The organism is Sphingopyxis sp. P8 (assembly GCF_020622175.1).
GTDB lineage: Bacteria > Pseudomonadota > Alphaproteobacteria > Sphingomonadales > Sphingomonadaceae > Sphingopyxis > Sphingopyxis jiangsuensis.
Genome location: NZ_JACNMK010000001.1, coordinates 1,227,033 through 1,240,858, shown reverse-complemented (window position 1 = coordinate 1,240,858; position 13,826 = coordinate 1,227,033). Strand labels below are relative to the sequence as shown.

General features: G+C 62.5%; 11 protein-coding genes and 1 tRNA gene. 8 read left to right on the top strand and 4 right to left on the bottom strand.

The genetic code is table 11. The features are described 5' to 3' along the window. Nucleotides 1-285: 285 nt before the first annotated feature. The 8 genes from H7692_RS05980 to H7692_RS05945 all read left to right on the top strand — a co-directional run bounded on the left by H7692_RS05980 (nt 286) and on the right by H7692_RS05945 (nt 7,234). Nucleotides 286-2,040 (top strand): tetratricopeptide repeat protein, encoded by a 1,755-nt coding sequence (locus H7692_RS05980; RefSeq protein ID WP_222135645.1) that lies wholly within the window; start codon nt 286-288, stop codon nt 2,038-2,040. A gap of 154 nt (nt 2,041-2,194) precedes the next feature. Beyond that, nucleotides 2,195-2,431, top strand: a complete 237-nt coding sequence (locus H7692_RS05975; RefSeq protein WP_201926741.1) for an acyl carrier protein — start codon at nt 2,195-2,197, stop codon at nt 2,429-2,431. 168 nt (nt 2,432-2,599) lie between these two features. After that, nucleotides 2,600-3,862, top strand: coding sequence for a beta-ketoacyl-ACP synthase II (gene fabF, locus H7692_RS05970; protein WP_222135646.1), 1,263 nt, complete (start codon nt 2,600-2,602; stop codon nt 3,860-3,862). 4 nt (nt 3,863-3,866) lie between these two features. Further along, nucleotides 3,867-4,796, top strand: a complete 930-nt coding sequence (gene mltG, locus H7692_RS05965; protein WP_222135647.1) for an endolytic transglycosylase MltG — start codon at nt 3,867-3,869, stop codon at nt 4,794-4,796. Between the two features lie 113 nt (nt 4,797-4,909). Beyond that, the gene (locus H7692_RS05960) at nt 4,910-5,668 is read left to right on the top strand and encodes an alpha/beta fold hydrolase (protein ID WP_222135648.1); all 759 of its coding nucleotides are present in this window, start codon (nt 4,910-4,912) and stop codon (nt 5,666-5,668) included. A gap of 221 nt (nt 5,669-5,889) precedes the next feature. Continuing rightward, complete coding sequence (locus H7692_RS05955) at nt 5,890-6,375, top strand: 2'-5' RNA ligase family protein (protein WP_222135649.1); 486 nt, start codon at nt 5,890-5,892, stop codon at nt 6,373-6,375. Nucleotides 6,376-6,435: 60 nt separating this feature from the next. After that, nucleotides 6,436-6,509, top strand: a tRNA-Met gene (locus tag H7692_RS05950). Nucleotides 6,510-6,778: 269 nt separating this feature from the next. Further along, nucleotides 6,779-7,234, top strand: coding sequence for a tyrosine-type recombinase/integrase (locus H7692_RS05945; RefSeq protein WP_227339914.1), 456 nt, complete (start codon nt 6,779-6,781; stop codon nt 7,232-7,234). Nucleotides 7,235-7,345: 111 nt separating this feature from the next. On the opposite strand, the gene H7692_RS05940 is transcribed toward H7692_RS05945, so the two are convergent. The 4 genes from H7692_RS05940 to H7692_RS05925 form a co-directional block, all read right to left on the bottom strand. Next, nucleotides 7,346-8,263, bottom strand: coding sequence for a hypothetical protein (locus H7692_RS05940; RefSeq protein ID WP_222135651.1), 918 nt, complete (start codon nt 8,261-8,263; stop codon nt 7,346-7,348). 149 nt (nt 8,264-8,412) lie between these two features. Further along, nucleotides 8,413-10,248: a phosphodiester glycosidase family protein gene (locus H7692_RS05935; protein WP_222135652.1), complete on the bottom strand. Its 1,836-nt coding sequence runs from the start codon at nt 10,246-10,248 to the stop codon at nt 8,413-8,415. A 14-nt stretch (nt 10,249-10,262) separates the two neighbouring features. Further along, the gene (locus H7692_RS05930; RefSeq protein ID WP_227339913.1) at nt 10,263-12,806 is read right to left on the bottom strand and encodes a TonB-dependent receptor; all 2,544 of its coding nucleotides are present in this window, start codon (nt 12,804-12,806) and stop codon (nt 10,263-10,265) included. A gap of 381 nt (nt 12,807-13,187) precedes the next feature. After that, a complete protein-coding gene (locus H7692_RS05925) occupies nt 13,188-13,823 on the bottom strand; it encodes a hypothetical protein (RefSeq protein ID WP_222135654.1) in 636 nt (211 codons plus the stop codon). Between the last annotated feature and the right edge of the window lie 3 nt (nt 13,824-13,826).

Here is a 13,826-nt window from a genome sequence, read left to right as displayed (position 1 = left end):
GGGCGGACCACGGTGCTATGGGGGGCTCCGTGACTTTCCCAAAATGGTGCAGTTTTCGGCGAAATTGCAGTTACAAGAGGTCACGTAGCGGGGAGTAGCGATTTGGTAGAAATTTGTTAACCCGAATGGACGCAAATTCAATGCGGATTGGCCAACTCGCTGAAATTTGTTACAAGGCACACCGCCGCTGTTACCGTTACACGGGTGTAACAGCAACTAGCCCCGGTTCTCGATTGGCTTATTGGTCGCGCACCGCCCGATGGGGCAAATGGAATTTGGGACAGCGTGAGCGATAACGACATTCAGGACTCCGGCGAAGCCGACAGGATCATAGCCGAAGAGCTTCAGCGGCTGCTGGAATCGCCCATGTTTGTGCGTTCGCCGGTGCTGTCGCGGCTCTTGCAATATCTGGCTGACCATCGATTGCGCGGTGGACGCACGACGCCCAAGGCCTATGCCATCGCTACCGAGGCGCTCGGTCGCAGCGCCGATTTCGACCCTGCGGTCGACAGCTATCCTCGCGTCATGGTCGGGCGGCTGCGGACATTGCTCGACCGCTATTATTCCGAAACGCCGTGGGTTCACCGCTTGCGCGTTCCGCAAGGCAGCTATGAAGTCGTCGTCCAGTATCGCGCGTCGCCGCCGGGCCGATCGGATTCATCCTCGGATAACGCATCCGTCACCACGGCGGACGCGATGGCCGCAGGCGGCGCGACGCAACCACCCGTCGCTCCAGCGCCGACGTCGTCGGCGAGCCAGCCGGCGCGCGGGGGCTATGGCTGGGTCATTTCGGTGCTGGTGTTCGTGGTCGCTCTTTATGTCGGCTGGCAATTGCTCGGCAGCGCGGGGCGCTATTTCTCGAGCAAGCCCATCCCGATGCCCGTCGTCGAGGTCAGCGCGCCGCAGTCGGGCGAAACGGCTGTCTCGCGCGCCATGGCCCGCGCGCTCGACGGCAAGCTTCGCGACGGCATTCGGCGCTTCGGCCTCGTCCAACTGCAAAGCAGGCGGCAACCCGGTACGCGCGCGCCGGAGCCCGATTATCGCCTCGATTCCTCGATCGTTCGCACCGTTGAAGGTCCGGTCGACGTCACGCTCGTCCTGAACCGCGCCGCCGACCAACGGACCATCTGGTCGCAGCAATTTCGTGTCGCGCATCAGGACATGCCGGCTTTCACGACGGTCGAGCCCGCCATTGCCCAGATTGCAGGCGATTTCGGCATGATCGTTCGCGATCAGGTGCAGCGCCAACCGAACAATTTTGCCACGGGCTTTCCGTGCCTCGCGCAGTTCAACCGGTTGCGCCAGATGCGTCAGGCCGCGACGGCGCGCCGCGTCGAGGCGTGTCTGCGCGAAACGCTCGTTCAAGATCCGCTCGACCCGATTATACTCTCGTCATTGTCGCTACTTCGCTTTGGCGACTGGCAACCGCTGCGCGGAACGCCGGCGGGCATTGGAGCTTTCGCCGAGGCGCGCGAGCTTGCCGAACGCGCCTATCAGAACGGATCGAATTCGAGTGCGGGACTGTTCGCGATGGCCCGCGCCAATTTTTTTGCGGGCAACTGTTCGGCGGGCAACGCCCTCGGTGGCAGCGCGTTTCGGTTCAATCCTTATGACCCGGACATTGCGGGCTTCCTCGGCCTTTACAAGGTCGCGTGCGGACAGGCAGCCGACGGCGAAGCGATGCTCCAGCGATCGCTTGACCTCGACGCATCCTTTCCGGGGGTGCCCGCGGTTACGCTCGCCTTCCTGATGTCGCAGCGCGGCGAACAGGACGAGGCGATGGCAGTGCTCGACAACATGCCTTCGCCCAGCAACATGGAGCCGCAATATAAGATGGTGCGCGCAATCGTCACCGCGCGCCAAGGCGATTTCGCGACGGCTCGGCGGATCTGGAAAGAGCTTGTCGCCTTTACGAAGCAGCCCGCAGACGCCGCTCCGGAAACGGTGCTACGCCAGTTCATGATCACGCCCTCCGTCATCGCACGCTCGTCCGAGGCGTTGCGCGATTCGGGGGTCGTTGCTGCCAAATCGCCGCGTTGAACCGGCATCCGTAGCGCGGCGATCGCCGCATTTGTGCCGTTCGCGCGCTATTTTCGATGGTCACGAAGCGCCAGCCCTCTTGCCAGCCCCGTTGGCTCGCTCTAGGGCAAAACCCAACATTCACGCGTCAGCAAGAAAGAAAAAGGAAATCTGCATGAGCGATTCGGCCGACAAGGTTAAAAAGATCGTCGTCGAACATCTGGGCGTCGAAGCCGACAAGGTCACCGAAGAAGCGAGCTTCATCGACGATCTGGGTGCGGACAGCCTCGACATCGTCGAGCTGGTGATGGCGTTCGAAGAAGAATTCGGTGTCGAAATCCCCGACGATGCGGCGGAAAAGATCGCCACCGTCAAGGACGCGATCGACTATATCGAAGCGAACAAGGGCTAAAATGCCCCGGTCCGGCGTGGCCGGACGCGGCGGCGACGCCGCCCACGCGTTTCCGGCTTCCCGGTTCCGAGCGCATGTGCGCCCAGACCGGGAAGCCTTTTTTTTGGACATGCGTTCACGATATTGATGCGGGCACCTGCGGGGGTGGGGCCGACGAAAGGAATGACTATGCGCCGGGTTGTGGTGACGGGTTTGGGTCTGGTGACGCCGCTGGGCGGCGATGTCGAAACGAGCTGGAAGAACCTGCTCGCGGGCAAATCGGGTGCGGGAACGATCACGCGCTTCGATACGACCGACCAGAAATGCACGATCGCGTGCGAGGTCAAACCCGCCGATCACGAATATGGCTTCGATCCGATGAAGCGCGTCGACCACAAGGTCCAGCGCCAGGTCGACCCGTTCATCGTTTATGGCATCGACGCCGCCGGACAGGCGCTCGAGGATGCCGGCCTTACCGACATGACCGACGAGCAAAAACTGCGTGCGGGCTGTTCGATCGGGTCGGGCATCGGCGGTCTGCCGGGGATCGAAAGCGAAAGCCTGCTGCTCGCCGAAAAGGGGCCGGGCCGCGTCAGCCCGCACTTCGTCCACGGCCGCCTCATCAACCTCATCTCGGGGCAGGTCAGCATCAAATACGGCCTGATGGGGCCGAACCATGCGGTCGTCACCGCATGCTCGACCGGCGCGCATTCGATCGGCGACGCCGCGCGGATGATCCGCGACGACGACGCCGACATCATGCTCGCGGGCGGCGCCGAATCGACGATCTGCCCGATCGGTATCGCCGGCTTCGCGCAGGCGCGCGCGCTCAATATGAGCAGCAACGACGCGCCCGAAAAAGCGAGCCGTCCCTATGACAAGGACCGTGACGGCTTTGTGATGGGCGAGGGCGCCGGCGTTGTCGTGCTCGAGGAATATGAGCATGCCAAGGCGCGCGGTGCGAAAATCTATGCCGAGGTCGTCGGCTATGGCCTGTCGGGCGACGCCTATCACGTCACCGCGCCGCATCCCGAAGGCTTTGGCGCCTTTCGCTCGATGGAAATGGCGCTGAAGAAGGCGGGCATGACCCCCGCCGACATCGACTATATCAACGCGCACGGCACCTCGACGATGGCCGACACGATCGAGTTGGGCGCGGTGAAGCGCCTGTTCGGAAACGAGATCGCCAATGTGTCGATGAGCTCGACCAAATCGGCGATCGGCCATCTGCTCGGCGGCGCGGGTGCGGTTGAATCAATCTTCTGCATCCTCGCGATCCGCGATCAGATCGTCCCCCCGACGCTCAATCTCGACAATCCCGACGAGGGGACCGAGGGCGTCGACCTTGTCCCGCACACGGCCAAGAAGCGCGCGGTCAAGGCGGCGCTCAACAACAGCTTCGGTTTTGGCGGCACCAATGCCAGCCTGATCGTCAAGGCGGTCGAGGACTGACGCGATGCGCCGGCTGCTTGCAGCCTTGCTCGCGCTCCTCCTCGCCGCCTGTTCGGGCGGCGCGCCGCGCGATACCGAAGTCGTCATTCCGGCCGGATCGAGCATCGCCAAGGCAGGGCAGATTCTGGAGGAGGCGGGGGCGACCTCTGCCTCGGCGTTCGTCAATCACGCGCGCTTTTTCGGCGGCGACGACCCGATCAAGCCCGGCGAGTATAAAATCGAAAAGGGCATGGACGCGGGCGACATCCTCGCGCTGATGCAATCGGGCAAGACTGTCCAGCGCTTTGTCACCGTGCCCGAGGGCATGCCGTCGATCATGGTGTGGGAGCGGCTGATGGCCGAGGAGCGGCTGAAGGGCGAGGTGCCCGTGCCGCCCGAGGGCAGCGTGCTTCCCGACACCTATGCCTTTACGACGGGCGAGAAGCGCGCCGCGGTGCTGAAGCGGATGCAGGACGCGATGGACAAGACCTTTGCCGAACTCTGGGCAGAGCGCAGCCCGCGCTCGGCGGTCAAGGATCGTAACGAGGCGCTGACGCTCGCCTCGATCGTCGAGAAGGAAACCGGCGTACCCGCCGAACGCCGTACCGTCGCTGGAGTGTACACAAACAGGCTCGCGGTGGGCATGCGGCTGCAGGCCGATCCGACGATCATCTATCCGATCACGAAGGGCAAGCCGCTCGGCCGCCGTATCAAGCGATCCGAAATCCAGGACGTGAACGATTACAACACGTACAGCATGGCAGGGCTGCCCAAGGGGCCGATCGCCAATCCGGGCAAGGCCTCGATCGCCGCAGTGCTCGATCCCGAGCCCAACGACTATCTCTATTTCGTCGCAAAGGGTGATGGCGGGCATATCTTCGCGCGCACGCTCGCCGAGCATAATGCCAATGTGCAGAAATGGTACGCGCTCCGCCGCGAGCGGGGCGAGATGTAGGGAATCCGCGGCCCCCGCGAAGACGCGGGCCGCTGGCGGACCTGCCAGCCTGGGCTGCCCAAACCGATAGCGGCCCCCGTCTTCGGCGGGGGCGGCCAACGAGGGGATGAAATATGGCTGCCAAGCTCTTTCTCCACGGTGTGCCCGACAGCCCGGCGATCTGGCGCCCCTTGCTCGCCGCGCTCGACCTTGGCGATACGCCCGTGACGGTTCCGGCCCTTCCCGGATTCACCGGTCCGCTGCCGGCAGGATTCGCCGCGACCAAGGAGGCCTATGCCGACTGGGCGGTGGGGCAGGCGGAGGCGTTGTTCGCCGCGCACGGCCCCATCGACATCGTCGGTCATGACTGGGGCGCCTTGATCGCGCAGCGCGTAGCGATGCTGCGCCCGGACCTCATTCGCAGCTGGGTCGTATCGAATGCTGTGATCGACCCCGATTATCGCGGCCACCGCATCGCGCGCATCTGGAACACCCCGGTGCTCGGCGAAATTTTCATGGCGCTGAGCCGCGCCGACAAGCTTGCCAAGGGACTCGCCGCGCAGGGCATGCCCGCCGATATTGCGCGCGAAGAGGCCGAGCAGTGGCAGAACAAGGACAAGCGCCGCGCGATCCTCAAACTCTATCGCTCGGCGCGGGGGCTGAGCTTCGAGCATGATTGGGCGCGCGATTTGGACAGGCTGCCGTCGAACGGCGCGTTAGTCTGGGGCGCCAACGATCCCTATGTGGGGCTGGAGGTTGCGGAGCGCTTCGCCGCGGCTACCGGCGTGTCGCTTCACATCGTCGAAAAGGCCGGCCATTGGGCGATTGCCGAACGTCCGGCAGAGGTGGCGGCGGCCCTGAGGACCTTCTGGGGGGCGTTAAGACGCGGATAATATTATGTCATCGCATTATACGATGATTGTGATGCAGTAATTCGATTGGCGTTTGCGAGATCGAACTACCAGATGCGCCATTGAACGCGAAAGGGCGTCCCATGGACGACGGCACATCCCCCTCCCGACCGCCGCGCCCATCCCGCTTCGCGAACGGCGACCCGGACATCCCCCCTCCCGTCCGGGCCACTGGTGCCGCGCCCCTCATTCTGACCGGAATGATGGGTGCGGCCGACCAGCGCCATTTCGACGCGCTGCGCGCCGCGCACTTCCCTCCCGACCGCAATTTCCTGTCGGCGCACATCACGCTGCTTCATCAGCTCCCGCCGTCTGCACATGACGAGCTCGATCGGCTCGTCCGCCGGATCGCCGCCGACACACCGCCACCCGCCGCGACGCTTGGCGCGCCCTATTCGCTTGGGCGCGGCGTTGCCTTTCGCGTCGACAGTCCAGAACTGCTCGTCATCCGCGAACGCATTGCGGACCATTTCACCGGCATGCTCACCGCGCAGGACCGGGGCGTGCCGCGCCTCCACATCACGGTTCAGAATAAGGTGACGTCCGCCACGGCGCGCGACCTGCTTGCCCGTCTCGCCACAGACTTCCGCCCGCGCCCGCTGGAGATCACCGGTCTCGCGGCACATCATTATCGCGGCGGCCCGTGGGACGACGCCTTTGCGCGCAAATTTCGCGGACCGCGCAGATGATATTGACCGCCCGCCGCGCCCTGCCTATAGGCGCTGCTCGCCCAAGCGGCGGCCTTTCGGGGCGGAGTAGCTCAGCAGGTTAGAGCAGCGGAATCATAATCCGCGTGTCGGGGGTTCGAGTCCCTCCTCCGCTACCGGAGCCGAAAATCCCAGCTCATCCCGGTTTGTGCTGTTTCGTATTTATTTTACCTGAAATCAGCCGTTTAATCGGCGCCGATGGGTGCCGATAGGGAGCGTTGCGTTCCGGTGCGGTGATTTGATTTTGGGGGTGGATGGGGGATAATTTTTGCCTGTACCTCAAACAGGCCATGCCCCAATGATCTTGAAAGAGCTCGAAGTGAAATGTGCGACGCGGCGTGAGCGGCCGTATAAAATGTCTGACGGAGGCGGATTATAGCTGCTCGTGCAGCCCACCGGATCGAAGCTCTGGCGCATGAAGTATCATTTCCGTGGCAAGGAAAAGCTGCTCAGCTTTGGCAAATATCCAGCAGTGGCACTCGCGATGGCGCGAATGAAGTGCAACGATACCAATGCGTTAATCGACGCAGGAAGCGATCCCGCCGAAACGAGGCGGGTGGCAAAAAGATTGGCGGCCTCGCCTGACTTCTTCGAGCCTGTCGCGCTGGCGTGGCACGCGAATCGCGTCAACGGTTTTAGCCCGGCACATGCCGATCGGGTGCTGAGCCGCTTGGAACGCGACGTTTTTCCTGTACTTGGCAAAAGGCCAATCCGATACATTGCGGTGCCCGAAGTGCTCGACGTCATTCGCACGGTGGAGGCGCGCGGAGCGCTCGATAACAGCAGGCGGCTCAAGCAAAACATCGGACAAATGTTCCGGTTCGCGATCGCAAGCGGCTGACGGATTCAGCGGTTCGACCGAACGTCAGCTTTCCCAAATTCTGTTCCTGACACCGGACCGACAGAACACGGCCAGGATTGATGCTCTCCGAGGTTTCTTAGGCTTGCTCAGTCATTGTGAAGTCTTGCTCGGCAGCGCCGGCTTTGGCGCGGGGCCTGCTTCCGGATTTCGAACGATCCAGCCCCGACCCTCGCGCAAGTCGAGCGTGATGATCCAGTCGTGCAAAAACGGCATGCCCAGATTGCCATCCATAATCATATCTGGCGTGAACATATGTTCGGATTGGAGATTTACGCCTTCGGCAACCTGGAAATGCCCCGACTGGGGTTCCTCTGTATCAGGCTGCAAGCCGAACAGGGCCGCGTTGTGTTTTGCTACCAGCACCGTGCCGCCATTACCTGAGTCCAGTTCCATCCAGACCGGACCACGTGGGCTGGTTACTTCGGCCATAATGGCAAGCGCGGTGCCTTCCACCTCGCGTTTCATGCGGATCGGGAATGGCCGCATCGAACGCACGCGTTCGTGGAGGCTCGCTGGCGATTCCACGATGATTTCGCCTTCGCCAAGATTCAGTGTGATTGCGCGACCCTCGAACATGTTGAGTGCAGCAATTCCCTCCAATTCGGCATCGGCGGGATTGAGCGTCCCGAGTTCGATTGCTCCTAGAAGCGGTGGCCGGAATGGATGACCTGCGACGAAGATATCCATCGCGTTGCAACGAGGCCCGTCGCCCCGCTGGCCGAACATCCGAAAGCCCGTCACGCGTCCCCAAAGTTCACATTTTGCGGCTGAAAGCACATCGGGATGGAGCAGGGTCAGGCCGGCGCCCGTATCGAAGAGAAGCTTGCGTTCCGCACCCCCAAAGTCGACCCGGATGAACCACCGGGTGCGCCAGCGCTCCAGAGGAATGACGGCGTCGGGAGACGCGTTCGTTGCAGGCGTGACCTGGTCTCTCGCATTCGCGGTCGACGGGCTCGCGAGATGAGCAAAAACAAGGCAAGCAGCGACAAGCGTTGCGCGAAGCGTCATTTCGTCCCCTTACGTCAGCCGCTTCCTGCGGCGATTGATTTCGGCCGATTTGACAAGGACGACCTTAACCCTCGCCGAACGAAAACATGCGATAACACGGCCGTCTCGGTCAAGGGATCCAGCCCACCGCATCGCTACCTGACCGCCAATCATCGCCTCCGCTTTGCTGCCGGCCGCCGCTGGAAGCGATCACCTTCGCCTAGGCCGATCTCGGGCAACCGGAACGCACGCACTTCGCCTGCCGGGCGGTCAATCGCGAAGATTCGCCGCGGCTCTGCCGGATCGAAGGCGAAAGCCTGACCTCCAGCGTCAAGGTCGATCGTCGCGACATGGAGCAGTTCGACGCCCATCCGGGGTTTCGCCAGCACGTAAAGCTCGGGCAGTGTGTGACCGAAGAGATAGAGGAAGCCGTCGGGTCCGATTGCGCCGCCCGATGCTGCCTGCGGCGCCATTTTCTTGCGGATCGAGGGCGGGATCAGCCATCCCCCGGTGCGCCGCCATTGGTCGTCGACGCTGATGATCGACGAATAGTCCGATGACTTGAAGGGCACACCGGTCTCGTCCGAATAATGCGAGAAGCCGAGGAGCCAACCGCTTGCCATCGGTTCGGCGAAAGTCAGCGACCCCTCGTCCATATTGCCGAGGCTGTGGCTCGCTTTGTGCGCGAGGGTAGCCGTGTCGAAGATTTCCACCGAGCTCCCCATCGGCACTTCGGGATGGTTCGAATGGGCACAAACGAGCTCGGTGTCCATCACGATGCAGCTGTTGAGGTGGCGCAGCATCCCGCCGCGCGGACTCGCCCAGCGAGCGAGCAGTCGCCCGTCGGCACGCGAATATTTGCCGATTGCGGTGTTGACCACGGCATAGATATTCTGCGCGTCGACCGCGACGCCCTGCCGCGCTTCTGGCGCGCCGTAAACATATTCCATCCTGGCCTTGAGGCGCGAAATCTCACGCGGCTGCAAAGGCGGCAGCAACGTGCTCAGCCCGCGCGCGGGGGGCGCAGCGTCGCCCACAAAAACGCCGATATGATTGCCGAGCGGTCGCTGACGTCCCGGGACGCCGGTGTGGATCGGTCGGCTCATCACGATGGGGCCGGCGGGGCCGCGGGCGACCATCGTCGCCGAGCCGCCGCCATCGAGGCTCATGACGTCGCTTGCGCCAAGCTTGCGGAACAGTGCCAGAATATCGTCGGTACTCGCGCCGAGGCTCCATCCCGGCTGGCGGCCGTCGGCGACGACGAGCCACAGTTTCGTGCCGTCGGCATTCAGCCCCGCGACGGTGCGCGGGCCGCCACCCGAACCCGGTGGCGCAGCTGCGGGCTGCGCCGCTTCCTCGGGCGTCAATTCGGTCGCGCCGTGAAATACGCCGTCGCGGCCAAGGCGGCGGCGCGGTACGAATTCGCCAGCTTTCAGGATGCGCGGCCCGGCCGACACACCTTCGGTAAAGCCCGCGGGGCAGACCTGACCTTCGACGATCGCCGCACGGGTCGGCGCGAAGCAAATCATGCTGTCGACGCGGGCGTCGATGCCCTCGACCGGCGAGACGGTCGCGCCGTCCGAGATCACGGCGCCCGATGCGGCGGCGGCTTGTCCCGGCTGCGGCACAAAGTCACCGCCGCCTTTCGACCCGCCTACGAAAGGGAGGAAATAGCTGGCGTTGACCGCAAGTACCGCGCCGAACCTTGCGAGATAATCGCTAGCGGTCTGTGCCCGATACTCCATGCCGGCCGAACGGTCAGCGGGGGTGACCTTCACTTGAACATCGGAGCGCGTGAGGTCGATTTCGGCGACATGCATCACCAACGGTGCATCGCCGGCGCGGACGATGCGCCAGTATCGGACGCCGGGCGAGATGTCGCACGGCGTCTCATCCCCGCCGACGCATCGCTCGGCGCCGATCGGTCCGGACAGGAAAGGATCGACCGACTGGGCGGCGGCGGGCGTGCCGCCGCCCAACAGGGCAAGGAGAAGCGCGTATTTCATGCGCGGCGTCCCGATTACAACGAGAACGCCACGCCGACCCAGAACTGGCGGCCAAACCGGTTAATGTCGCGCGCGATATTTTGGTCGGGGCCGGTCAGGTTCAACCGCTGCTGATTGGTCAGGTTGCGGACTTCGCCGATCATTTCGATCCCCGAATTGATGCGGATGCGCGTCTGGAAATCAAAGGTGTTGAAGGCTGCTTCGGTGCGGTCGGCCGCCGGGTTGGCGGCGTTCACCGACGTCTTGTTCTTGCCGATATGTGCATAGCTGAGGCGCGCGCGCACGGGTCCCTGTTCATAGAAGATCGCGGCATTGGCCAGGAACTTTGCCTGGCCCGGCAGCTGGTCGAGCTTGCGGCGAACCGTATTGTTGCGGATCGTGATGCTGCCGTCGAGCACGGTCACATTGCCCGACACGCCGAAGTTGGACAGGAAGCCCGGCAGGAAGGCCAAACGGTTGACCACCAGATTGGCTTCGAAACCCGTGACCTTCGCGCCTTCGGCGTTGCGCGGCTGGCTGACATTCCGCTGCACGCCGTCGATCGTCTCTATCGACGCGAAGGTATAGATTTCGTCCTCGATCTTCTTGTGAAAGGCCGCGAAAGACAAAATGCCGAGCCGGTCGGGCAGATAATATTCGAGGCTCGCTTCATAGCTGTCGCCGCGACGCGGATCGAGGTCGGGGTTCGGGCGGCTGATCGAATCGTCTGCGTTGATCACTTCCTGGCCCGCGATCGAATTGGGGTTCGGCCGGCCGATCGCCTTGAACCAGGCGGCGCGAAGGCGAAGGTTCTCGCTGATATCATATGACGCCGTGATCGACGGCAAGAGGTCGTCATAGGAATTCTTGCGTGATATCGGGGTGAACTGGTCGACCCCGCCAACGGTACGCCGCGAATAACCGTCGGCCGTCGTCTCGGTCTTTTCGTAGCGGACGCCGGCGATGATGGTGTGCCGATCGCCATGATGCCGGACAAGGCCGTAACCGGCATAGACATCTTCCTGGAACCGCCAGTCGCCGCCGATGGTCTGCCGCGCGCTGTTCGCGGCACTATAGGTGAACTGCGACGGGTTGGCTTTGAAATAGTCGAGGAAGCTCTGGAAATCGACGAACAGGTGGTTGAAATTGCCGAAGATCGGCTGGTAATTTTCGGCTTGGTTGAACTGCGTCAGGCGCAGGTCGACACCTGCGGCAGGCGACCAGAAATCCTGCGTGCGGTCGTTGTCGCGGATCGTCTGCCGATATTTGGTTCCAATGCCTAAGCCGAAGCCGTCATCGCCATAAGCGTTGTTCCAGCCGTAATCGAACTGGCCTTCGGTAACCTTGTCGGTCGAGTCATCTTCATAGGGATTATAGCTGGTGAAGCGATATTGCGCCGGATCGCTGAAGCGCGGGTCGATGTTGGTCGCAACCGGATAGTGCCCGTCGAGTTCGAGATCGAAGGTCGGCGCCGCGCCGACGAGGTTGAACTGCAGCTGGTTCGACGGTTCGACGAAGCTCGCCTGCGAATAGGATCCGCGCAGTGCGACATAATGGCCTTCCTGTTCATAAGACAGCTTGCCCTGTCCCATGTGGAGTGGCTTGCGGATCGGGAAATCGTTGAATCGCACGAAGCTGCCGCCCGCCGTGTTGAGCAACTGCTGCGAATGGCGCAGTTCGGTGTCGTCCTGCGAGAAATAGGTATAGGCGAGGCTGGCTTCGAGCCCGTCGCCGGGGCGCGCCTCCAGCTTCACCGTGCCGCCATTACGGTCGACCGAATTGGGATAGGTCGACCAGAGCAGGTTGGTGTTGGGACCGGCCGGCGCGGCGGTCGCGCCCGTGCCCGCCGGGATATTCTGCGGCAACAGCCGTTCCTGGTCGCGCCTTTTGCGGCTGAACGATCCGGTCACGACCAAGCCGAAGATCCCGTCGGGCCCGAAGCGGGTCGAGGCAATCGCGTCGCCGCGGAAATTGATGCCATCATCGCTGTCGCGACCAAAGCCGCGGCCCGGAATATCCTGCGAATCCGACATGCCGACAAAAGCATTGCCGGCGATGAAAGTGCCGGGCTTGTCGAACGCCGAACGGGTGACGACGTTAATCGCGCCGCCGATGGCGTTGCCCTCCATATCGGGGGTGCGCGACTTCAGCACTTCCAGGCTGGACACGGCGGTCGACGGAATCGCTTCCATGTTGAGCTGGCGATTGCCGCGTTCGGCGGTGGCCATCGTGCCGCCGTCGAAGCTGCCAATAGTGAAACTGGGGTTCAGGCCGCGGATCGAAACATAGCGGCCTTCATCCTCGTCGAAAATCGTCTGAACGCCGGGAAGGCGGCGCAGGCTGTCGGCGATATTATAGTCGGGCTGCTGCCCGATATCGTCGCTTTTGGCAAACTCGGCGATGATTTCGGCGTTCCGCTTGGCATCGACGGCCAGCTGGTTCTGGGCGCGAAAGCCGGTGACGACGATATCCTCGCCTTGATCCTCCTGTGCAAAAGCTGCGGTCGGGCAACAAAGCGCCATCACGCCAGCACCGGTCAGCAACGAATGACGGATCGATTGCGACACCATTTGAATCATGGGGGGAGGCTCCTGTTTTTGTTTTCGGCGGGAAGGAGCTGACCCCCTAGGGGTGGTTTGTTGCAGTCATCACACGAAGCAATGACGGTTGATGGTCGGTTGGATGACAAATCCGCAATGGAGGCTGGGCGCAGGAGCCTATCGCGAAAAGATCGCTTTCGCTCAGGGGCTTCGTCACGTGCCAGTTGGTCCGCGCTCAGAGCAGTGCTCATCATCGGTATAAATGAACTGCCCTTGTCCGGGGGGCTCGGGACTGGGAGCGTGGGTCTCCCCGGCTCCGTTCGTCGTTCTTAGGGGATAGTCTGAAGCTGGTCTCGCTTGGAGGAGTCCGCATCGGACTGCGCGCGATCAATGCCGTCGAGCGGCCCGCGTTTCAGCCTACTAACACTGGCTCGTCGCAACACGTTCGAATGTGTCGTCGTAATCTGGGTGATTCACGGTATCGGACAGGGCTTTCCCGAACGAGCCGTAACTTTTTTGTGTTGCGCGCAATTGCTCCACAATTGTCGGTAAGGCAGGGGGCTCAACACCCTGGTTGCCGGTGTCCCACTCGTCGGCAGTCGTCAGTGCCCATAATTTGGTGACTTCATGGGTGTAATCCGAAGCCGCGATATGGGAGCCGGGTGAAAGTTCGAACATTGTTTGGAGAAAGACGGCCTTCAATCGATCTTGTCGGCCGCTATCTGGCGACATCTCCACATCCTTTTCGGCAAGCCGCCTGTCCCAGCCATATATGGCGCGGGGATAGGAGCCGATCGGCAAAAATTCCTGAAGGGCAAAGCGCAGGCCCCAGGCATCTTCTCCTATCGCATCAATCTGCCGATCATTCGTCGTCGCTGTTTCGTTCGGTCGAGCGCCGCTATATCTGGATTGCAGTTCGTCATGCACCGCTTGCTGGTCGCGTATCGGCTTCTTGAAACCCAAAGCCACTTGCGCCGGGTCAAAAGAACAGCGCGGCGAACCGGCCAAGCCGCATCCGGCCATAAGCAGCGCAAAAGGCAGGAACAAACCTCTCATGCC